Here is a 19563-nt window from a genome sequence, read left to right on the forward strand (position 1 = left end):
GGGAGTCCAATGCTATCCCGGCTCCGGAACGGCGCCGCGCGCGTCGCCGAGGCGGTCGCGGGCGCGCTCGACCGGGCCGGCGTCATCGACCGGTCGCGGCTGGACGAGACGATGGGGCTGGCGTGGCCCCGGATCGTGACGGGGTTCGCGATCATGTCGAAGAACACCGTCGACCTCGCGGTGATCGGGTACGCGGTCGGGGTGTCGGCGGTCGCGGGCATGGGGTTCGCGTTCGCGTACTGGCAGCTGGCGAAGTTCGTCTCCATCGGGCTCGCGGGCGGCACCGTCTCGCTCGTCTCGCAGAACTACGGCGGCGAGGAGCGCGGGCGCGCCGGCCTCGTGGTCAAGCAGTCGCTGATCGTGGCCGCGCTGCTGGTCGCGCCCATCGTCGCGGGGTACGTCCTCGGCGCGGAGCGGCTGATCGCGCTCGTGGGCGGCGACGGCGCCGCGCTGTCGGCCGGGACCACCTACCTCGCCGTCACCGCGCCCGCGCTCGCCTTCGAGTTCTTCAACATGATCGCCAGCCGGACGTACGCCGGCGTCGGCGACACGCGCACTCCGATGGTCGCGCGCGCCGGCGGTGCGATACTGAACGTCGTCCTCACGGTCTGGCTCGTCCTCGGCGCGGGGTTAGGCGTGTTCGGCGCCGGCCTCGGCACCGCGGTCTCCATCGCCGCCGTCGGGCTCGTCCTCGCGTGGGGGATGACCGGGCGGTCGTACCTCGGCCGCGGCGCCTCCCCCGTCCCGGTCGGCCGCTCCGGCCCGTGGTTCGACGCCGGGCTGACGCGCCAGCTGCTCCGGGTCTCGTCGCCCCTGATCGCGCGCCGCGTCGCCGAGGGCGTCGTCGTCTTCCCGCTCCTGTGGGTCGCGTCGTCGTTCGGTCAGGCGACCGTCGCCGCCCTGGAGGTCGGCCGCCGCGTCAGGGCGCTGCTCGGCAGCTTCAGCTGGGGGTTCTCCATCGCCGCGAGCACGCTCGTCGGCCAGCGGCTCGGCGCCGGCGAGGAGGCGCTCGCCACGGCGTACGGCCGCGACGTGATCTCCCTGTCGGCGGTCGTCTACGTCCTCGCGTCGGCCGCGGTGATCGCCGCCGCCACGCCGATCGCGGGCGTGTTCGTCGACGAGCCGGCGGCGGTGAGCGCCACCGCGGCGTTCGTCGTCGCCGCCGCGGTGAGCGCGCTGCCGCTCGGCGTGGACGGCTCGATAACGGGGTCGCTTCGCGGCGCGGGCGACACGCGCTGGCCCTTCCTCGCGTCGATGATCGGCCTGTACGCGTTCGCGCTCCCGGTCGCGCTGGTCGGCCTCGTCACGCCGCTCGGCGTCGGCGGGCTCTACGCGGCGCTGGTGGCTGAGAAGCTGGTGCCGGCCGGGTTGAACGGCTACCGGTTCCGCTCGAACCGGTGGCAGGCGGTCAGCCGGCAGTACCGGCCCGACGCGGGCGAGGCGGAGGAAGAGGTCGGATAGCGGTGCGGACGCGGCTGCGGCCTACTCGGCGGCGACCTCCTCGATCACTTCGACGCTGCCGGTGAGCTGCCGGTGGACGTACGGCATGTCGATGCCGGCGTCGTCGAACGACTCCTTCACCGCGGTGACGTACTCGGAGCGCACGCGAACGAAGTCGCCGCGGTCGGGGTCGGCGATCCACCACCGCGACTGGAGCCCGACGGCCGAGTCGCCGAGCTCGACGAGCCGGACCGAGACGCCGGGGTCGTCGAGGATCTCCTCGTGGGCCTCGGCCTCCTCGACGATGATGTCGGTCGCCTCGTCGATGTCGTCGTCGTAGCCGATCCCGAAGACGAACTTCTGTCTGAGCGTGTCGTAGGCGACGGGGTTCGTGACCGCGCTGTTCGCGAGGTCGCCGTTCGGCACCGTCACCAGTTCGTTATCGAACGTCCGGACCCGCGAGACCCGGAGGTCGATCTCCTCGACGCGGCCCGAGTTGCCGTTCCACTCGATCCAGTCGCCGACCTCGAACGGCTTGTCCTTGAGGATGAACACGCCGGCGACGAAGTTCCCGAGGAGCTCCTGTGCGGCGAAGCCGACCGCGAGCGCGATGGCGCCGCCGAACACGGCGAACGCAGAGAGGAAGCTCCCGTAGCCGGCGACGGCGAAGCCGATCGCGACCGCGGCCACCCAGACGACGGCGTTGAGGACGTTCGTGCCGAGGCTCAACACCGCCTCGTCGAACCCGCGCGCCCTGACGACCCGTCGCAGCCCCGGGATGAGGACGAGCTTTCCGAGCAACAACACGGCGACGAAGCCGGCGACGAACCTGACCACCGTCACGGCGATCGCCGCCACGTCGACCGCGTTCGCGATCGCGTCGAGCTGTAAGGGGAGCATCGTCACCCCGTTCGCGAGACTATATAAAGAAGCTACTGGCAGCGCGCTTGTTTACGCCCGGCCGGAGAGGGCGATCGCCCGGCGCGGCGGCGTGTCAGTCGCTCCGCACCGCGAGCGGCCCGTCGCCGCGAGCGACCGCGCGCAGCCGACGGCCGTGGACGTCGTCGTCGGCCATCCGCTCGCGAACCGCCGGAGGGATCCACGCCTCGCGACCGTCGGGATCGGGGGCCCGGTCGACGCCCGGCGGCCGGATGTCGTCGGGGAGGTACCGGGCGTACGTCGGGAGGCGCTCGCGGAGCGGCACGCCGCCGGCGTCCGCCACGGCCTCGAGCCCGTGGAGGTCGGGCCACTCGTACGCCGGGTTGATGTAGTCGTCCGTCACCGGCGAGACGCCCCCGAGGTCGTCGATCCCGCAGTCGACGAGCTCCCCCGCCGGCGAGAGGTTCGGCGGGACCTGAACGGAGACCTCGGGCGGCAGCGCCGCGCGTGCCATCGCGACGACGCGGCGCATCACGTCGCGGTCGGGCTTCGAGAAGTCGGAGCGCTCGTTGGGCACGACGTTCTGGACGATCACCTCCTGGACGTGGCCGAACCGCTCGTGGAGGGCCCGGATCGCGAGCAGGCTCTCGGCGCGGTCGCGCCAGTCCTCGCCGATGCCGACCAAGACGCCGGTCGTGAACGGGACGCCCTGTCGACCGGCGGCGCGGATCGTGTTGAGCCGCTGGCCGGGCGTCTTCCGGCGCCCCCCGGCGTGCGCGTCGACGTCCGCGGTCGTCTCCAGCATGACGCCCATCGACGCGTTCACCTCGCGGAGGTCCGCGAACTGCGCCTCGGTCAGGTCGCCCGGGTTCGAGTGGGGGAGCAGCCCCTCCTCCAGGGCGATCTCGCAGGCCCGGTAGAGGTACTCGTGGATCGAGTCGAACCCCCACTCGGCGAGCGTCTCGTGGATCTCGGTGTACCGCTCGTCCGGATCGTCGCCGAACGTGAACAGCGCCTCCGTACAGCCAGCGTCGGCGCCGACGCGGCACTGCTCGCGCACCTCGGCGGGCGACAGCAGCGACGCCTCGCCGGGCACGTCGTAATAGGTACAGTAGGTACAGGTGTACCGGCACGCCGTCGTGAGCGGGATGAAGACGTTGCGCGCGAAGGTCAGCCGGTCGGCGGCCTCGACGTCGTCCGGGCCGACCGAGAGCAGTCGCTCGACCGCCCGGTCGGCGACAGTCACGTCGACCCCGTACTCGTCGGCCCCGGCGAACACGGCCGTCACTCGCGGTCGGCGTTTAAAAAGAATCGCGGTTGCGGATCCCCCCGACGACACCGGAACCGGTTACGCCCGGCGACAGGCGGAGGAGACGACCGCGGCGATGGGTGGAGAAAACGACCGCGGCGACCCTGTCTCGGTCACTCTCGAACGACAGCGACGCGGCCCTCGGACGCGTCGAGCGCGAAGCCGGCCTCGCGGAGCCACGCCGCCGCGCGGCCCTCGCCGTGGATCAGCACCTCGGCGAGGTCGTCCGGCTCGTCGACGTCGGTCCCGAGGCGGTGCGAGTCGACCGCGGCGAACGACGCGCCGACCTCGGCCGCGATGTCGCGGTGGTCGAGGTAGGAGGCGCCGTGGTAGTCCACCCGGAACTCGGGGTGCGAGGCGACGAAGGCGTTCGTGCCGCCGCCGCGGCCCGGCACCATGGCAACTTCCGCGTCGCGCCCGGCCGCGAACAGGCGCTCGACCGCGTCGGGGGTCGCCAGCGCGAGGTCCGCCATCACGACGGCGACCGGTTCGGGGGGGCCGTCGGCGTCGCTCTCGTCGCCGTCAGCCCCCAGTCGCGCGTCCAGCGCCGCGTTCACGGCCGCGGTCAGCGGGCGGTCGTCGACGGTGACCGGGCGGTCCGCGTCGACCGCGTCGGTGGCGAGGACGCGCGGCTCGCCGCCGGCGGCGGCGACGGCGTCCAGCACGTCGTCGAGCATCGCGCGGGCGAACGCCGAGCGCTCGTCGGGGGAGAGGGCGTCCGAGAGTCGCGACTTCGGACGGTCGGTCGAGAAGGGAACGATGACCTCCATCGCGGCGGTGGGAGGTCTTAGAACAGGGATTCCAGCTCGTCGCTGTCGTCGTTGACGAGCTCGTCGAGGTTGTCGTCGCTCTCCTCGCGGATCTCGTCGAGGTTGTCCTGCGCCTCGATGGCGACCTGCTGGAGCTCCTTGATCCGCGGGACGTTCGTGACGCCCGCGAGCAGGATCACGGTCGCGACGAAGCCGGCGCCGCGGTACGGGTAGTCCCCGCCCCGGACCTCCATCGAGCCGGTCTGCTCTTCGAGCCACTTGCGGCCGCGCTCGATGCCCTTCCGGTTGAGGTACTCCGGCGGCCCGGCGAGCACGAGCAGCGCGCGCTCCGCGCCCTCGATCTCACAGGGCAGCGTGAGCCGGCCGAGCGCCGCCTTCCGGACGAGGCTGGTGATCCGGTTGGTGGTGTGGGCGCTGTCGAGCTCCTCGTCGTTGCCGTCGTCGCGGAGCCGCGAGAGCAGGCCGCCCGAGGAGCGCTCCTCGACCTCCTCCTCCGCGTAGCCGACCGTGGAGACGCCGCCGCCGGAGAGCGTGTTGATGATCTCCGAGGAGTCGACGACGCTCTCGGCGACCTCCTGACCCTGCTGGATCTCGCCGGCGCCGAAGAGGATGCCGAACCGCCGGACGATCTCCTCGTTGATCTCCTCGTAGCCGCCTTGGACGGACTCGCCCGTCTTCCGCCAGGCGTCGTTGTCGAACACCATCAGGTTGTCCACCTCGCGGACGAACGTCTGGAACGAGCGGGCCGCGTTGAGGGTGTAGATACCTCCCTCGTCGCTGCCCGGCAGGATGCCGAGCCCGTAGACGGGCTCGGTGTAGATCCGCTTGAGGTGCTTCGCGAGCACCGGCGCGCCGCCGGAGCCCGTCCCGCCGCCGAGGCCGGCGACGACGAGGAAGGCGTCGACCTCGTGGACCGGGATCGAGTCGATGGCGCCCTGGACCTCGTCGATGTCCTCCTCGGCGATCTCCGCGCCCAGTTCGTTGTCCGCGCCGACGCCGTGGCCCTTCACGCGCGACTGGCCGATGAGGACGCGCTGGTCCTCGGCGATGTGTTCGAGCCCCATGAGGTCCGCCTTCGCCGTGTTGACGGCCGCCGCGGCTCGAACGATCTCGGAGCCCGTCCGCTTGTCGTACTCCAAGAACTTGTCGACGACTTTACCCCCCGCCTGTCCGAATCCGATCATTGCGAGTTTCATCGTGTGCTCCCTCCGCGTTTGAACTGAACAGAACGCGATCTCGTATATAAGCCTTCGGTTGCCGTTACCAGCGTTGAGATTAGGACAGTTGACACGTTCAGTCCCCCGGTCATCGGATCCCGAGGTGTTCGCCGAGCGTCGTCAGGTCCGCCTGGTCGACGCCGAAGGCGCCGACGTCGTTGTCGGCGGTCGTGTTGTCGAACTTCAGCGACCGGTACTGGTCCGGCCCCATCGAGAACCCGGGCACCGCCCCGAGCACCGAGAGGCCGACCTTCGCGAGCGGCATCGGCAGCGGGACGATGGTGACGCCCTTCCGCTCCGCCTCGTAGACGAGGTCCGTCACCTGCCGGAGCGTGAGCACCTCCGGGCCGCCGATCTCGTAGGTCTCGCCGGCGTGCTCGTCGTCCGTCACCGCGGCGGCGATCATCGGTACGAGGTCCTCGACGTGGATCGGCTGGAACCGCGTCTTCCCGCCGCCGGGGAGCGGGTACAGCGGGACCCCCGGCGCGAACATCCCCTTCAGCCGCTTGGTGAAGGAGACGAACTCGCCGCCCTCGCCGAAGACGACGGAGGGGCGGAAGACCGTCCAGTCGAGGTCGCTGTCCCGGACGATTTCCTCCGCCTCGCCCTTCGCGCGGATGTAGGCGGTGTCGCCGTTCGGGTCCGCGCCGAGCGCGCTGAGCTGGACGAACCCGTCGACGCCGCCGTCCTCCGCCGCGCGGACCAGGTTCTCCGTCCCGCCGCGGTGGATCCGGTCGTGCATGCGGTTGCCGCCGTCGGGCTCGAACAGCGGCGAGAGCGCGACCAGGTTCACGACCGCGTCGTGCCCCTCGACGGCCGACGCGATGGAGTCGTAGTCGGTCACGTCGCCGCTGACGCCCGTCACGCCGTCCGGCGCCTCCTCGGGCGATCGGGAGAGCGCGGTCACGGCGTGGCCGTCGTCGGCGAGCGAGCGACAGAGGTACGACCCGATGAATCCGGTCCCCCCGGCTACCAACACTTTCATGCGAGCCACGAGGCGTGGAAGGCCCGTAAACCTACCGCGATGTCAGACGCTCGCGGACGCCGGCGCGATCCGGGGCAGGGAGGTCCGCGGCGAGGGCGGTTGACCCGTTTGTCGCGGTCACTCCTCGTCCGGAACCGGGACCGTCAGCACCGGAACGGGAGCGCTGCGGAGGGTGCGCTCGGCGACGCTGCCCAGCAGGTACCGGCCCACGCCGGTCCGCCCGTGCGTCCCCATCGTCACGAGATCGACGCCGGGGTCGTCGACGTACGACAGGATCCCCCGGGCGGGCGAGGAGGCGACCTCGACGGCGCCGACCGCCTCCAGTCCGGCCGCCTCGGCGCGTTCGACGCCTGCCGCGACCGCGTCGTCGGCGTACTCCGAGAGCACGTCGACGTCGACGTGGTCCCCGACGCCGATGCCGCCGGTGTCGACGACCGAGAGGACGTGGACCGCCGCCCCGGCCCGTTCGGCGACCGGGAGTGCGCGGTCGAGCGCGGCGGTCGCGGCCGGGCTCCCGTCGGTGGGCACCAGCACGTCCTCGTACGGGTACGGGACGGCCTCGTCGCCCGGCCGGAGGGCCAGCACCGGCACCGGTGAACGCCGGACGACGCGTTCCGTGGTGCTGCCGACGAGGCGTTCGACGCCCTGCCGCCCGCGCGTGGACATCGCGACGAGGTCGGCGTCGGTCCGGTCCGCGTAGTCGACGACCGTCTCGGGGACGCCCCCCTGCTCGACGGCCGTCTCCGCGTCGACGCCGCGCTCCGCGGCGCGCGCGGCCGCCGCCTCGACGATCGACTCGCCCTCCGTCTCCAGCACGTCGACCACGTCGCGGCCGATGCGCGTTACGCTGTCGCGGGTCGTGTCCGCGACGTGGAGGACGTGGACGGTCGCGCCGTGGTCGGCGGCGATCGCCAGGACGTGGTCGAACGCCGCCGCGGCCGCGTCGCTGCCGTCGGTGGGGACGCAGATCCGGTCGAACATATCCCCTCGGTCACGCCCGCGGGTGAAAAACGCTCGCGTCGCTCTCGCCGCCGTCGACCAGCGCGCTCGAACGCGTCGCGACGCCCCCGAGCGGCCCCGTTCCGACCCGGGCCGTTTATTCCTCGCCGCGGCGGAACGCGACCATGCTGATCACGCTGGAGGGGCTCGACGGCAGCGGCAAGACGACGGTCTGGGAGGCGCTACATGACGTGTACCCCGACGCGACGTTCACCCGCGAGCCCACCGACAGCTGGTACGGCGAGGCGGTCGGGCGCTCGATGGGCGACCCGGACGCCGACCCGCTCGCGGAGCTGTTCCTGTACACCGCCGACCACGCGAACCACCTCTCGGAGACGGTGCGTCCGGCGCTCGCGGACGGCGGCCTCGTGATCGCCGACCGGTACTCCGACTCGCGGTTCGCCTACCAGGGGGCGACGCTCGCGCGCTCGGACGCCGGGATCGAGCGACCGCTTGAGTACGTCCGCGGGATCCACGCCGCCTTCTCGCGCCCGCCGGACGCGACGATCTACCTCGACTTGGACCCGAAGACCGCGGCCGAGCGGGCGGGCCGGACCGACAAGTTCGAGCGCGACGGCTACCTCGCCGCCGTGCGCGACAACTACGAGCGGCTGATCGACGCCGACCCCGGTCGGTTCCATCGCGTCGACGCGACGCGCGCGCCGGAGGACGTGGTCGCTCGGGTCGAGGACATCGTGGCCGGCTTGGTCGACCGCTGACCGCCGGGGCAGCCGCGGGCGACGGCGGTCGCCGTCAGCGCGTGTCCGGCAGTTCGTAGTCGTCGGGCGACGGGACGTAGAGGTAGTCGATGGCGACCCCGAGCGCCAAGGGGAGCGCGATCAGGAGCGCCAACAGGATCGTCGAACTCCCCACGTCGATCCCGGTTCCCACGCCGAGCGCGCCGGTAAACACGAGCGTGGAGACGAGCAGGAGCAGGGGAGTCAACACGAGCGTGTAGAGGACGGATCCCCACGACGTGGAGAGCTGAATCCGGAAGAACCGGGTCGCGACCCCGGCGAGGAACGTGTGGAACGCCACCAAGGCGAGGAGGCTGCCGAACCCGAACAGCGCGAGCATGGTCGCCGTACGGGCCGCCGACACTTCCCCCTATCGGCCTCAGACGGGACCGCCGCCGCCCTGCTGCCGCGCGGCCGAGAGCAGGTCCGAGACGGGCGCCGTGTACTCGTAGCCCGGGATGACGCCCTGGACGTACGTCCCCTCGACGAAGTCGATCAGCGCGCCCGCGTCGTCGACGCCGCGGCGCTCGTTGACGTCGACGAACTCGTAGGCGACCGTTATCTCGTCGCCCTCGCGCTCGACGACGGGGTCGAACTCGCGGTCCGTCCGGGTGACGCCGCCCACGTCGACCGCGCGGCGCTCGAACGTGTCGGCCCAGCCGTCCTCGACCACGTCGGCCACCTCGTCGGCGGTGACGGCCGACAGCGTCGGCACACGGACGGTGACCGCGAACGCGATCCGTCCCTCAGCCGCCGGCTCGGCGCAGACGCGGCCGTCGAACGCGGTGGTCGTCGAGACCCAGACGTCGCCCTCGCGCTCGAACGAGCCGTGGTCCGCGAACGCGCGCCGGACCCGGTCGGGGAGCTCGTCGGCCGTGGCGGCGTCGTCGGCGTCGTCGACGCGCTCGGCGTCGGCCTCGTCTTCGGTTTCGGTCATACCGATCCGGAGGCGACGCGCCCTGAAAAGCCGCTCGCGTCGCCCGCGCGAACCGCGACCGCCGACGCGGACGATCCCCGCTCCGTCCTCGATACGGGCACTCCGGGCCGGCACGTGGGACTCTTTTGTGCGTCCGCCGACGAGGCGGGGTATGGCAGACACGTTCCGGTCCACGGAGGGACTGATCGACGCGCTCGCGGGCGCCGAGTTCGACCGGCCGCCGGCGCTCGTCAGCAACGCGCACATCACCGGGCTCGGCGTCGCTCGCGCGCTCGACGCCCACGACGTGCCCGTGATCGCGCTCGACCGGGCGGGCGGCGACGCGGGAGCCGACGCCGGAGCCGTCGCCCACGACGGGCTCGCGCCGCCGTCCGACGCGGTCGACTACGCCGGGGCGGTGACGTACCCGCTCGACGACCTCGACGGGTTCCGCGAGGACGTGGAGGCGGTCGTCGACGCCGCGGGCACCGAGGCGGTCGCGTTCGGCTGTATGGACGAGTGGGCGCTGTCGTACGCCGAGGCCGATCCCGACGGCGTCCGGCTCCCGTTCGCCGGCAGCGAGACGCTCGACGACGTGTTGAACAAGTCGGAGCTGTACGCGACCTGCGAGGCGCTCGGCGTCCCCTACCCGGAGACGTACCGGCTGGCGGAGACCGCGGCGGCGGCGACGCGCGAGCCCGACGCGACGGTCGAGGAAGCGGCCGACGCGCTCGGCTTCCCGCTGGTGGTGAAACCCGAGCTCAAGCGCGACTTCGAGGAGGCGTTCGGCACCAACGTGATCGAGGTCGCGGACCGCGGGGAGTTCGCGGACGTCGTCGCGGCCGCGAGCGACGAGGGGATCGCGGTGATGGCCCAGAAGCGAGTCGACATCGCGGCGGGGCGCGACCACTCGCTCGCCTCCTACGTCCCGCCGTCCGGGAGCGGCGACGCGCTCGCGGTCGTCGGCAACGCCGCGGTTCGGTACCCGCGCAACTTCGGCACCTCCTGTCTCGTGGAGACGGCCGACGAGCCCGCCATCGAGGAGCGCGCGCTCGCCGTCCTCGGCGACGCGGGGTACCACGGGATCAGCGAGTCGGAGTTCGTCTACGACGCCGACCGCGAGGAGTTCCTGCTGCTCGACGTCAACACCCGTCCGTGGAAGTGGATCTCGATGCCGGTCGCCGCGGGCGCGAACCTCCCGATGGCCGCCTACGCCGCTGTCACGGACGCGACCTACGAGTCCGACGGCGTCGAGCCGACGCGGTGGGTGTACCTCCGCGACTACCTCTCGCTTCTGGCGGGCGACGACGCCTTCTGGGACCAGCTGTCGGCGGCCGACTGGCGCCGGCTCGTCTCCGGCGCGTTCGAGCGCGAGGGGGACCTGACGACCGGCGTGTACCGGCCTTCCGACCCGGGTCCGGCGGCGACGCTGTTCGAGACGGAGTTCGCCGACCGCGAGTACTACTGCTCCTGTTAGCGGGCGGTGCCGAGCGAACGCCTCAGCCGTCCGGGCGTTCACCACCCGAGCCGTCGGCCGGCTCGTCGCCGACCGGGGCCCGCCAGAGGAGGACGGCCGTCGCCCCGACGACGAGGACGCCGCCGCCGACGCCGAGCGCGAACAGCGGCGAGACGGCGTCGGAGATGACGCCGCTGCCGAGTTGGAACGGGACGACCGCGAGCCCGCTCACCATCGCCATCGCGCTCAGGACGGTGGCGCGGCCGAGCGTCTCCGCGCGGTCGTTGACGTACTGCCCGGCGAACGACCGCGTGACGTCCGACACCCCCCGAATCAGGAGGAACGTCGGGAGCGCGAGCACCGGGACGAAGTACATTCCGAGCAGCGCGCCGCCGACGGCGAACGGGAGCGCGAGGAACCACGCCCGCAGCCCGATCCGGTCCCGTATCGCCCCCGTGTAGTAGGTGAGGACCGCGCCGACGAGGCTGTACGCCGCGTAGAACCACCCGAGGAGGGGTTCGACCCGCGACCGCGCCACCCCGAGGTCGAGGACGACGGTCTCGAACACCGGCTGGAGGAAGACGAACGCGAGGTACGTGACGGCGGCGTACAGGACGTAGTAGTACAGCAGGAACGAGCGCATCCGACGGCGCGAGAGCACCTCCCGCACGATGCCGACGGTCCGGCGGAGGGTCAGGTCGTCCGCGTCGGCCTCCTTGTACGTCTCCGGTTCGTCGAGGGTGAGGAGCACCGCGACGCCGAGGCTCGTCACGCCGGCCGCGACGAACCACGGGTACGAGAGGTCGACGCCGCCGAGGTACCCGCCGAGGACCGCCGCGACGGCGCCGGCGGCCAGCGCCGCGGACTCGCCGCGCCCCCGAACGCGCGCGAACTCGTCCTCGGAGAGGTCGTCGGTGAGCGTGTCGTAGAGCCACGCGTCCTCGCTTCCGGAGCGGAAGTTGTAGCCCAGCGACCAGCAGACGTACAGCCCCGCCAGCGGGAGGAACGAGTCCGACAGGCCGATGCCGAGGAGCGTCGCGGAGATGAGCGCCGTCCCGATGAGGAGGCTGTTTCGCCGCCCGACGCGGTCGCCGACGTATCCGGTCGAGATCTCGCCGAACACGGTCGTCAGGTTGTACAGCGCCTCCAGGACGGCGATCTGCGTGAACGAGAGCCCCTGCGCCAGGAAGAAGAGGTACATGATCGGCCGGTAGAACTCGACCGACTTCGTCGCCTTGTAGACGTAGTACTTGACGATGGGTCCGGAGACCGCCGTCCCGAGCCTACCGCCCGTGCGACCGGCCATACGTGTGGCGACCGACGAGGGGCCGACCGGTGTATCCTGTTATTACGGCGGCCCCGGGTCGGCACATACGTCGGCCCGGCCGGCGGGGACGCTCGCGCGCGCCCCGGGGCGCGGCCGCGGAACACAACGGTTAGTGCGCCCGCCGACGCAGGGCGCGTATGGGCTTCTTCGAGACGCTCGCGGACCGGATCGACGCGGTCGACAGCGTCGTGTCGGTCGGGCTCGACCCCGACCCGAGCCGACTCCCCGAGACCGTGACCGACGCCGACCTCCCGCGGTGGGCGTTCAACCGCCGGATCATCGACGCGACCCACGAGCACGCCGCCTGCTACAAGCCGAACGCGGCCTTCTACGAGGACCCGGAGGGCTGGCGCGCGCTCCGCGAGACCGCGGCGTACGCCGAGGGGAAGGGCGTCCCCGTCCTGCTCGACGCGAAGCGCGGCGACATCGGGAACACCGCGCGCCAGTACGCCGGGATCCTCGACCACGTCGACGCGATCACGGTGAACCCGTACCTCGGCCGCGACTCGCTCCAGCCGTTCCTCGACCGCGCGGACAAGGGCGTGTTCGCGCTCTGTCGCACGTCGAACCCCGGCGGGGCCGACCTCCAAGACCTCGAACTCGCCTCCGGCGAGCCGCTCTACGAGCGCGTCGCCGCGCTCGCGGACACCTGGAACGCGAACGGCAACGTCGGCTTGGTCGTGGGCGCGACGACGCCCGACGAGCTGGAGACGGTCCGCGAGATCGTGCCCGAGGTCCCGTTCCTCGTGCCCGGCGTCGGCGCGCAGGGCGGCGACGCGGAGGCCGCGGTCGAACACGGGCTCGCGTCCCGGCCCGACCTCCCGGTCGACGTCGGGCTCGTGAACTCCTCGCGCGGCATCATCTTCGCCGGCGAGGAGTCGAGCCGCCCCGACGACGAGGCGACGTACTTCGGCGCCGCGGGCGACGCGGCCAAGCGGCTCAAGAAGCGACTGAACCGCCACCGATAGGTCACCGACGGCGAGGCGTTCCGGCGGGCGTCGGCTCGGCCGGCGCTACCCTCGTCCGGCGGCGCAGCCCGAGCAAACGCGGGCGGTCTCGTTCCAGTGGTCGTCGCAGACGGCGCGCCCGCAGCGGTCGCAGGCGTGACTCGCGGTCGCCGCCTCGCAGACCTGGCAGAGTCCGGTGAGGCTCACGGCGGCGGTTGGGTCGCACGGCTTATCAGGATCGGGGGCGAGCCCCGCACATGCGCCAGTTCGTCGTCATCGGCCGCGACGTGCCCACCGACCCCGACGCGATCTCGCTGTCCGACATCCCCGGGGCCGGGCGGCTCGACCTCCTCTGTCGGTGCGTGAGCGCGGGCCTCTTCCTCTCGCACGGCATCCGCGAGTCGGTCCGGGTCCACCTCGTGATCGCCGACGAGTTCGCCGTCACCGTCGACGCCGACACGGTCCGCCACCTCCACCCCGACGAGCGCAACGTCGCCGCGCGGATCCGCGACGCGCTCGACGCGAAGGCGGACGCCATCGGGCACATGCCCGCGGACGTCTCTCCCGGCGTCGAACTCCGCCGGATGGGACTCGAAGCGACCCTCGACCGGCTCGTCGGCGACGACGGCCGCGGTCCCGACGGGACCCTCGTCCAGCTCCACGAGGACGGCGACCCGCTCGTCGACGCGGAGCCGCCGAGCGATCCCGTGTTCGTGCTCTCGGACCACCACGACTTCGCGCCCGACGAGGCGGAGGCGGTCGCCGAACGCGCCGAGCGGCGGCTGCGCGTCGGTCCCGAACTGCTCCACGCCGACCACACGGTCACGGTGGTTCATAACTGGCTCGACACCGATGGCTACGCCGAGTACTGACCGCGAGACGACGACGGCGCCCGACGCCGACCCGCGCTTCGAGGTCCCCCTCCGCGGAATCGACGTCGACCCCGAGACGCGCTGCGCGCACTGGGACGACCCCGTGGACGTGATCGCGCTCCGGTTCGGCTGCTGTGAGGCGTACTACCCCTGCGACGCCTGCCACGACGCGGCGACCGACCACGAGGCGGTCCCGTGGCCCCGCGAGCGCTTCGATGAATCGGCGGTGCTGTGCGGCGTCTGCCGGACGACGCTCACCGCCCGTGAATACCTCAACGCCGGCGAAGACGCCTGCCCCGTCTGCGGCGCCGCGTTCAACCCGGGCTGTCGGAAGCACCGGGACCGGTACTTCGAGGGCGAGGGTCCGCACGACGAGGACGGCGACGACGATTTATAATCGATGACGCGGGGCGGCAGCGCGTGCCTGCGAGTGGCCGCCCTCAGCGGCCGCGAGTGAGCACGCGCGAGGGAGCGGCGAGCGCTCGGAGAGCGCGAACCGCGAGGCCGGGGAGGCGTGAGGTGCGGTGCCGTCTTGGGCGCGACTCAAACGGGTAGCCGCGAGGCCACAGTCGGCGATGGAAGCACTGGAAGGAGCACGGAGTGAGAGACTGAAGCGCGCAACGAGCGTACTGTGGCCTCGAGGCTGGGGCTTTGGAGGTGTCGGCGGCTGCTATCAATTTGCTCGTTCCTCCCCGATTCGCGTTCCATCAGTGTCTCACTGATCGCCCCCCTTTCGGAAGGATTAAAAGAACGAGCGGCCTTCTGTCGAGTGCGGGCCGGTGGGGTAGCTTGGTATCCTTCGGCCTTCGGGTGGCCGTAACCACGATTCAAATTCGTGCCGGCCCACTTCTCCCGCATCCGTTCGCCTCGGTGAGCGACGGCCGTCGGTTTCCGACGCACCGAACCGATTGAGTGTCCAGAGCCGGAACCGATCGGTAATGCCAACCGACACCGTCGCGGGCGTCGACTGGGCGGGCGGCGCGTGGCTCGCGGTCGTGATCGACGGGGACGGCGAGCCGGACGCGCGCCTCGAACGCGACCTCGAAGCGCTGTGGGCGGACGGCGTCGATCGGATCCTGGTCGACGTGCCGATCGGGCTCCCGGACGACGCGGAGACGCTGGCGGCCCGAGAGGCCGTCGACGCGGCCGCGCGGTCGGCCAGCGGCCGACCGAGCAGCGTTTTCCCCGTCCCCTCTCGGGGCGCGTGTGAGGCGGCGGCGGACGGGGGCGACTACGAGACCGTAAGCGAGCGGAACCGACGAGACCTCGACAAGGGACTGAGCCGGCAGTCGTACCACATCGCGCCGGCGGTCGGGGAGGTCGACGCGTTCCTTCGAGAGGACGAGGCGGCGCGCGAGGCGGTAATGGAGGCGCACCCGGAGGTGTGCTTCCGCGGGCTCGCCGGGCGGCCACTCGACCACTCGAAGACCGGTGCGCCGGGCGTCGGCGAGCGGCTGGACGCGCTCGCCGACCACTTCGGCGAGCCGGGCGCCGCGCTCGGGGAGATCTGTCGGGGGCTGGCCGACGACGCGCCCGACCTCGCGGAGGCCGCGGACGCGACCGTCGACGACGCGATCGACGCGCTCGCGCTCGCCGCCGTCGCGCGCCGGCCGGCCGACGAACTCCGATTCCTGCCGGGCGACCCCGACTACCGCGACGCCGAGGGGATCCCGATGCGGATGGCGTACTGGAGCGCGGAGCCGCTGGCGTGAGGCGCGGCCGGGATCGGGGCCCGCCGACGTACCCAGGGGAGACGAGCGAGATCCGATTCAGACGTTGGTAAGGTTCAAGTCCCTCTGTCGCCCGCTACGACACGAATGAAACTCTTCTCCTCGCGGGCGGACCGCCGGCGGGGGATCGCGGCCGCGGTCGGCGTCGCGGTCCTCGCGGTCGGGCTCTACGTCCTCGTGAGCCGCTACGCGGGCTTCCTCACCAACGCCGAGGCCCTCCGGACGTGGCTCGATCAGTTCGGCGTCTTCGCCCCTATCGTGTTCATCGGCCTCCAGGCCCTCCAGGTCGTCGTCGCCCCGATTCCGGGACAGGTCGTCGCCCTCGTCGCGGGCTTCCTCTTCGGCTCGCTCTGGGGAACCGTGTACAGCCTCACCGGCGTGCTCATCGGCAGCGCGGTCGCCTTCTCGCTCTCGAAGCGGTACGGGCGCTCCTTCGTCGAGAACGTCATCCACGAGGACGTGATCGAGCGGTTCGACGGGTTCGTCGACACCGTCGGCGTCCCCGGGCTGTTCGCGTTCGTCATCATCCCCGGCCTCCCGGACGACGCCATCTGCTTCCTGAGCGGCCTCACCAAGTGGTCGCTGCCGACGTTCATGGGCGTCATCGCCGTGGGGCGGCTCCCGGCGTACGTGCTGACGGTGTACGCCGGCGGGGAGCTCGCCAGCGGGCGGTTCCTCTCGGCGATGGCGCTGGTCGGGCTGGTCGTCGCCGCGTCAGCGGTCGGCTACTACAAGCAGGAAGCGGTCCGGGACCTCGTCGAACGGGTCGAGCCGCGGCTGCCGTTCTGAGGCGCGCGGCGCGTTGCGGGCCGGGCAATCCGGCGGTGGTCGACTCCGGGGCTACCCCCACGTCCACTGCGCGTCGAGCACGAAGCGGTAGAGGCCGCTGATGATGATCGCGACCACGTTCGCGACGAGATACATCACGCCGCCCCACTCGACGAGCGCGGCGAGGACGCCCAGCTGGATCGGGATGGCGGTGCCGCGGACCAGGTTCGTCTTCAGCAGTCCGGTGAGGTACTCGGAGACGCCCGTGTTGCGGCTCGCGCGGAACGTCCACGCGTTGTTGAGGACGTACGAGCAGACGATCGTGATCTCGATGGCGACGGCCGCGCCGACGAGGTAGTTCAGTCCCGCGGTGTCGACGAACAGCCAGAGCAGTGCTAACTGGAGCGCGGCGGTGAGCGCGCCGACGACGACGAACCGGCGCATCTGGACCGCGATCGGTCCGCTCGCGAGGTCGCGCAGGACCGCTCTGATCATTTGTACCCGAGCGCTTCGAGGCGGGCTTCGAGGTCCTCGTCGACCTCCCCCTCGTCCTCGCCGCGCTCGGCGGCCGCCGCGGCCGCCGCCGCACCGCGCTCGCGGAGCAGTTCCGCGTGGGCGTCGACGACGGGCGCGAACCGATCGATGACCGCCTGCGCCTCCGCGTCGGGGTCGACCGCGAGGTTCGTCTGCTGGGTCGGGTCGGAGGGGCGGTGGTACAGCTCTCGCCCGCCGGCGTCGACGTTCTCGATGTACGTCCAGTCCTCGTCGCGTGCGCTGACGAACAGGTCGCCGTCGGACAGCGACCGGGGGATCGGCTGCTGGGTCACGTCCCCGCCGCGAACGGTCACCGAGACGACCGGGTCGGCCGCCGACTCCTCGTCTGTCTCCGGGGGCGTCCCGTCGCCGCGCAGCGCCGGGAGGAGCGACTCGCCGTGCCAGTCGTCGGGCGCGTCGACGCCGAGGAGGTCGGCCACGGTGGGCGGGATGGCGTCCAGCCCGACCCGGCCGTCGACGCGCCCGCCGTCGAGCCCGGGGACGTCGGCCACGAACGGGACGCGGATCAGCTCGTCGTACAGCTTCGGGTAGTGCGCGAGGTGGCCGTGTTCCTGGAATTCCTCGCCGTGGTCGCCGGCGAGCAGGACCGCCGTGTCGTCGCGGACGCCGCCCGCGTCGAGCGCGTCGAGCAGCCGGCCGACGCTGGCGTCGACCTGTCGCACCGTCGCCTGATACAGGGTCCGCAGCTCCGTGAGGGTTCGTTCGTCGACTTCGAGGCCGAGGCTCGTCCGGGCGTGCGCGTGGAGCATCTGGTGGGTGCCGACGATGCCGTCCGACACCTCGCGGATGTACCGCGGCGCGGGCACGTACGGGGTGTGGGTGTCCATGTAGTGGACCCACAGGAAGAACGGTTCCTCGGTGTCGTCGACGAACGCGGTCGCGGCGTCCTCGACGTCGAACATGCGCGAGGCGTCGAGGAACGGGCGGTCGTCGCTGTCGCCGCGGAGCTTCGAGCCGAGGCGGCGGATCGGCGAGGTGGCGAGCTGGATCCACGCCTCGACGGTCGGGTGCGCGGCGAGGTACCGGCTGTAGACGCTGGAGCCGACGCTCGTGACGAACGGCTCGAACTCGTCGAACCCGTCGGGGTACCCCCAGTGCTCGGTGAGGAACCCGTTGGCGGCGTTGAAGCCGCCGGTCGCGACCCCGGCCTCGGAGACCGCCTCCGCGAGCGTCACCGACTCGTCGACGCCGATGTCGCCCGTCCGCGCGAACACCGGCTCCGAGGCGAGGATGGCGGGGAACGAGAACGGCGTCCAGTTGCCGGTCGCGAACGCGCGGTCGAACACCGTCCCCCGGTCGGCGAGGTCGTCGATCACCGGCGAGCGGCGCTCGGCGTCGTACGGGGAGACGGCGTCCGCGCGGAGCGAGTCCACCGTGACCAAGACGACGTTGGAGACGGGCGCGTCGTCGGTCGACGCGTCCGCGTCCGCGGCTGAAGGGGTCGACGAGTCAGATGTCATAGGGTACGGTGCGAATCCCCGGAGAACGCGCACACCGCGGCGGACTTCGGGATCCGCGAATATACCTGGAACGGCGATAGCCAGCGGCTTGAGGATTTCGATCCCGGGCATCTCCCGTCGAGCGTACCTATTTCCCGGTGCCGGCACACCGTGTCGACATGGACGAGACGCCAACCGGCCGGCCGGTCGACGACGGGGCGTTGCCGGAGTCGGTCCCAGACGACGAGATTCCCGAGTCGGTTCCGGGCCGATCCCGCGCGGTCGAGACGAACGGCGTGCCGCTCCACGTCGTCGAGGCCGGTCCCGAGGACGGGAAGCTGCTGGTCCTGCTCCACGGCTTCCCCGAGTTCTGGTACGGCTGGCACGACGCGATCGCGTCGCTCGCGAACGCGGGCTACCGCGTCGTCGTCCCCGACCAACGCGGCTACAACTGCTCCGGGAAGCCCTCGGCCGTGCGCGACTACCGGATCGACGAACTCGCGCGCGACGTGGTCGGGCTGATCGACGCGTACGATCGGGAGACGGCGGCCGTCGCGGGACACGACTGGGGCGCTGCGGTGGCGTGGTGGCTCGCGCTCCACCACGAGGACCGCGTCTCGGAGCTGGTCGCCGTCAACGTCCCGCACCCGAGCGTCTTCGAGCGCGCGCTCCGCACCTCGTGGGACCAGCGGCTCAAGAGCTGGTACGTGCTCGCGTTCCAGTTCCCCAGGTTGCCCGAAGCGATCGCCAGCGCCGGGAACTGGCGGCTCGCGGCGAACGCGTTACGCGACACGAGCGCGCCGGGCACCTTCACCGACGAAGACCTGCGGCGCTATCGCCGCGCGTGGGACCGCGACGGCGCCTTCGAGGCGATGGTGAACTGGTACCGCGCGATCGTCCGCGACCGCCCCGAGCCGGCGACGACGGAGGTGACGGTACCGACGCTGGTCGTCTGGGGCGCACAGGACCGGTTCCTCGCGCGCCGACTGGCTCACGAGAGCGTCGAGCACTGCGCCGACGGCCGGCTGCTCGTGATCGACGAGGCGAGCCACTGGGTCGTCCACGAACACCCCCACCGCGTCGCCGAGGCGATCGCGGACCACGCGGACCCGCTGCCGCCGGGCGCCCGAGAGTAATCCCTCGGCGCGGTCTCGGCGTTCCCGAGTCGGGCTCGGCGTTCGGATCGGGCGGCGCGCCGCGACGAATATTGTCCTCGG

Annotated in this window: 20 protein-coding genes and 1 tRNA gene; 10 read left to right on the forward strand and 11 right to left on the reverse strand. The window is 71.9% G+C overall.

Annotation, left to right across the window (positions count from 1 at the left end):
* The first annotated feature begins 9 nt into the window (after positions 1-9).
* On the forward strand, positions 10-1461 hold the full coding sequence (locus tag AMR74_RS14235; RefSeq protein ID WP_053772717.1) for an MATE family efflux transporter: 1452 nt from the start codon (positions 10-12) through the stop codon (positions 1459-1461).
* A 21-nt stretch (positions 1462-1482) separates the two neighbouring features.
* Here AMR74_RS14235 and AMR74_RS14240 read toward each other — a convergent pair whose 3' ends face one another.
* The 6 genes from AMR74_RS14240 to AMR74_RS14265 form a co-directional block, all read right to left on the reverse strand.
* Positions 1483-2340, reverse strand: coding sequence for a mechanosensitive ion channel family protein (locus AMR74_RS14240; protein WP_053772718.1), 858 nt, complete (start codon positions 2338-2340; stop codon positions 1483-1485).
* Positions 2341-2434: 94 nt separating this feature from the next.
* Positions 2435-3598 (reverse strand): 7,8-didemethyl-8-hydroxy-5-deazariboflavin synthase subunit CofG, encoded by a 1164-nt coding sequence (cofG, locus tag AMR74_RS14245; RefSeq protein WP_053772719.1) that lies wholly within the window; start codon positions 3596-3598, stop codon positions 2435-2437.
* Positions 3599-3741: 143 nt separating this feature from the next.
* Positions 3742-4398: a 2-phospho-L-lactate guanylyltransferase gene (gene cofC / locus AMR74_RS14250; protein ID WP_053772720.1), complete on the reverse strand. Its 657-nt coding sequence runs from the start codon at positions 4396-4398 to the stop codon at positions 3742-3744.
* Positions 4399-4415: 17 nt separating this feature from the next.
* Positions 4416-5594, reverse strand: coding sequence for a tubulin/FtsZ family protein (locus tag AMR74_RS14255; protein WP_173230323.1), 1179 nt, complete (start codon positions 5592-5594; stop codon positions 4416-4418).
* A gap of 109 nt (positions 5595-5703) precedes the next feature.
* Positions 5704-6600: a complex I NDUFA9 subunit family protein gene (locus AMR74_RS14260; RefSeq protein WP_053772722.1), complete on the reverse strand. Its 897-nt coding sequence runs from the start codon at positions 6598-6600 to the stop codon at positions 5704-5706.
* A 117-nt stretch (positions 6601-6717) separates the two neighbouring features.
* Positions 6718-7581: a universal stress protein gene (locus AMR74_RS14265; protein ID WP_053772723.1), complete on the reverse strand. Its 864-nt coding sequence runs from the start codon at positions 7579-7581 to the stop codon at positions 6718-6720.
* A gap of 143 nt (positions 7582-7724) precedes the next feature.
* Here AMR74_RS14265 and tmk point away from each other — a divergent pair, with 143 nt between their 5' ends.
* On the forward strand, positions 7725-8318 hold the full coding sequence (gene tmk, locus AMR74_RS14270) for a dTMP kinase (protein ID WP_053772724.1): 594 nt from the start codon (positions 7725-7727) through the stop codon (positions 8316-8318).
* Between the two features lie 34 nt (positions 8319-8352).
* Here the strand turns inward: tmk and AMR74_RS14275 are convergent, their stop codons facing one another.
* Both AMR74_RS14275 and AMR74_RS14280 read right to left on the reverse strand, forming a co-directional pair.
* Positions 8353-8676, reverse strand: a complete 324-nt coding sequence (locus AMR74_RS14275) for a hypothetical protein (RefSeq protein WP_053772725.1) — start codon at positions 8674-8676, stop codon at positions 8353-8355.
* A gap of 39 nt (positions 8677-8715) precedes the next feature.
* Positions 8716-9273 (reverse strand): DUF5813 family protein, encoded by a 558-nt coding sequence (locus AMR74_RS14280; RefSeq protein ID WP_053772726.1) that lies wholly within the window; start codon positions 9271-9273, stop codon positions 8716-8718.
* 151 nt (positions 9274-9424) lie between these two features.
* Between AMR74_RS14280 and AMR74_RS14285 the strand changes: the two genes are divergently transcribed.
* The gene (locus AMR74_RS14285) at positions 9425-10729 is read left to right on the forward strand and encodes a carboxylate--amine ligase (RefSeq protein ID WP_053772727.1); all 1305 of its coding nucleotides are present in this window, start codon (positions 9425-9427) and stop codon (positions 10727-10729) included.
* 22 nt (positions 10730-10751) lie between these two features.
* On the opposite strand, the gene AMR74_RS14290 is transcribed toward AMR74_RS14285, so the two are convergent.
* On the reverse strand, positions 10752-12014 hold the full coding sequence (locus AMR74_RS14290) for an MFS transporter (RefSeq protein ID WP_053772728.1): 1263 nt from the start codon (positions 12012-12014) through the stop codon (positions 10752-10754).
* 158 nt (positions 12015-12172) lie between these two features.
* Here AMR74_RS14290 and pyrF point away from each other — a divergent pair, with 158 nt between their 5' ends.
* The 6 genes from pyrF to AMR74_RS14320 all read left to right on the forward strand — a co-directional run bounded on the left by pyrF (position 12173) and on the right by AMR74_RS14320 (position 16373).
* The gene (gene pyrF / locus AMR74_RS14295; protein WP_053772729.1) at positions 12173-13003 is read left to right on the forward strand and encodes an orotidine-5'-phosphate decarboxylase; all 831 of its coding nucleotides are present in this window, start codon (positions 12173-12175) and stop codon (positions 13001-13003) included.
* A gap of 236 nt (positions 13004-13239) precedes the next feature.
* A complete protein-coding gene (gene trmY, locus AMR74_RS14300; protein WP_053772730.1) occupies positions 13240-13854 on the forward strand; it encodes a tRNA (pseudouridine(54)-N(1))-methyltransferase TrmY in 615 nt (204 codons plus the stop codon).
* Entirely contained in the window at positions 13835-14251 is a 417-nt protein-coding gene (locus AMR74_RS14305) for a CHY zinc finger protein (RefSeq protein ID WP_082356887.1), read from the forward strand. Before trmY ends, AMR74_RS14305 begins: the two co-directional genes overlap by 20 nt.
* Before the next feature lie 376 nt (positions 14252-14627).
* Positions 14628-14700: transfer RNA gene (locus AMR74_RS14310), tRNA-Pro, on the forward strand.
* 92 nt (positions 14701-14792) lie between these two features.
* Positions 14793-15566 carry a DUF429 domain-containing protein gene (locus tag AMR74_RS14315; RefSeq protein WP_053772732.1) on the forward strand — a complete coding sequence of 258 codons (774 nt, stop codon included), beginning with the start codon at positions 14793-14795 and terminating at the stop codon, positions 15564-15566.
* Positions 15567-15671: 105 nt separating this feature from the next.
* Positions 15672-16373, forward strand: coding sequence for a TVP38/TMEM64 family protein (locus tag AMR74_RS14320; RefSeq protein WP_053772733.1), 702 nt, complete (start codon positions 15672-15674; stop codon positions 16371-16373).
* A gap of 51 nt (positions 16374-16424) precedes the next feature.
* Here the strand turns inward: AMR74_RS14320 and AMR74_RS14325 are convergent, their stop codons facing one another.
* Positions 16425-16847, reverse strand: a complete 423-nt coding sequence (locus AMR74_RS14325; RefSeq protein WP_053772734.1) for a GtrA family protein — start codon at positions 16845-16847, stop codon at positions 16425-16427.
* Positions 16844-18367 carry a sulfatase-like hydrolase/transferase gene (locus tag AMR74_RS14330; RefSeq protein WP_053772735.1) on the reverse strand — a complete coding sequence of 508 codons (1524 nt, stop codon included), beginning with the start codon at positions 18365-18367 and terminating at the stop codon, positions 16844-16846. Before AMR74_RS14330 ends, AMR74_RS14325 begins: the two co-directional genes overlap by 4 nt.
* A 158-nt stretch (positions 18368-18525) precedes the next feature.
* Between AMR74_RS14330 and AMR74_RS14335 the strand changes: the two genes are divergently transcribed.
* Positions 18526-19482 carry an alpha/beta fold hydrolase gene (locus tag AMR74_RS14335; protein ID WP_053772736.1) on the forward strand — a complete coding sequence of 319 codons (957 nt, stop codon included), beginning with the start codon at positions 18526-18528 and terminating at the stop codon, positions 19480-19482.
* Positions 19483-19563: the final 81 nt, after the last annotated feature.

Origin of the sequence: Halorubrum tropicale (assembly GCF_001280455.1) — an archaeon.
In the GTDB taxonomy this organism is placed as follows: domain Archaea; phylum Halobacteriota; class Halobacteria; order Halobacteriales; family Haloferacaceae; genus Halorubrum; species Halorubrum tropicale.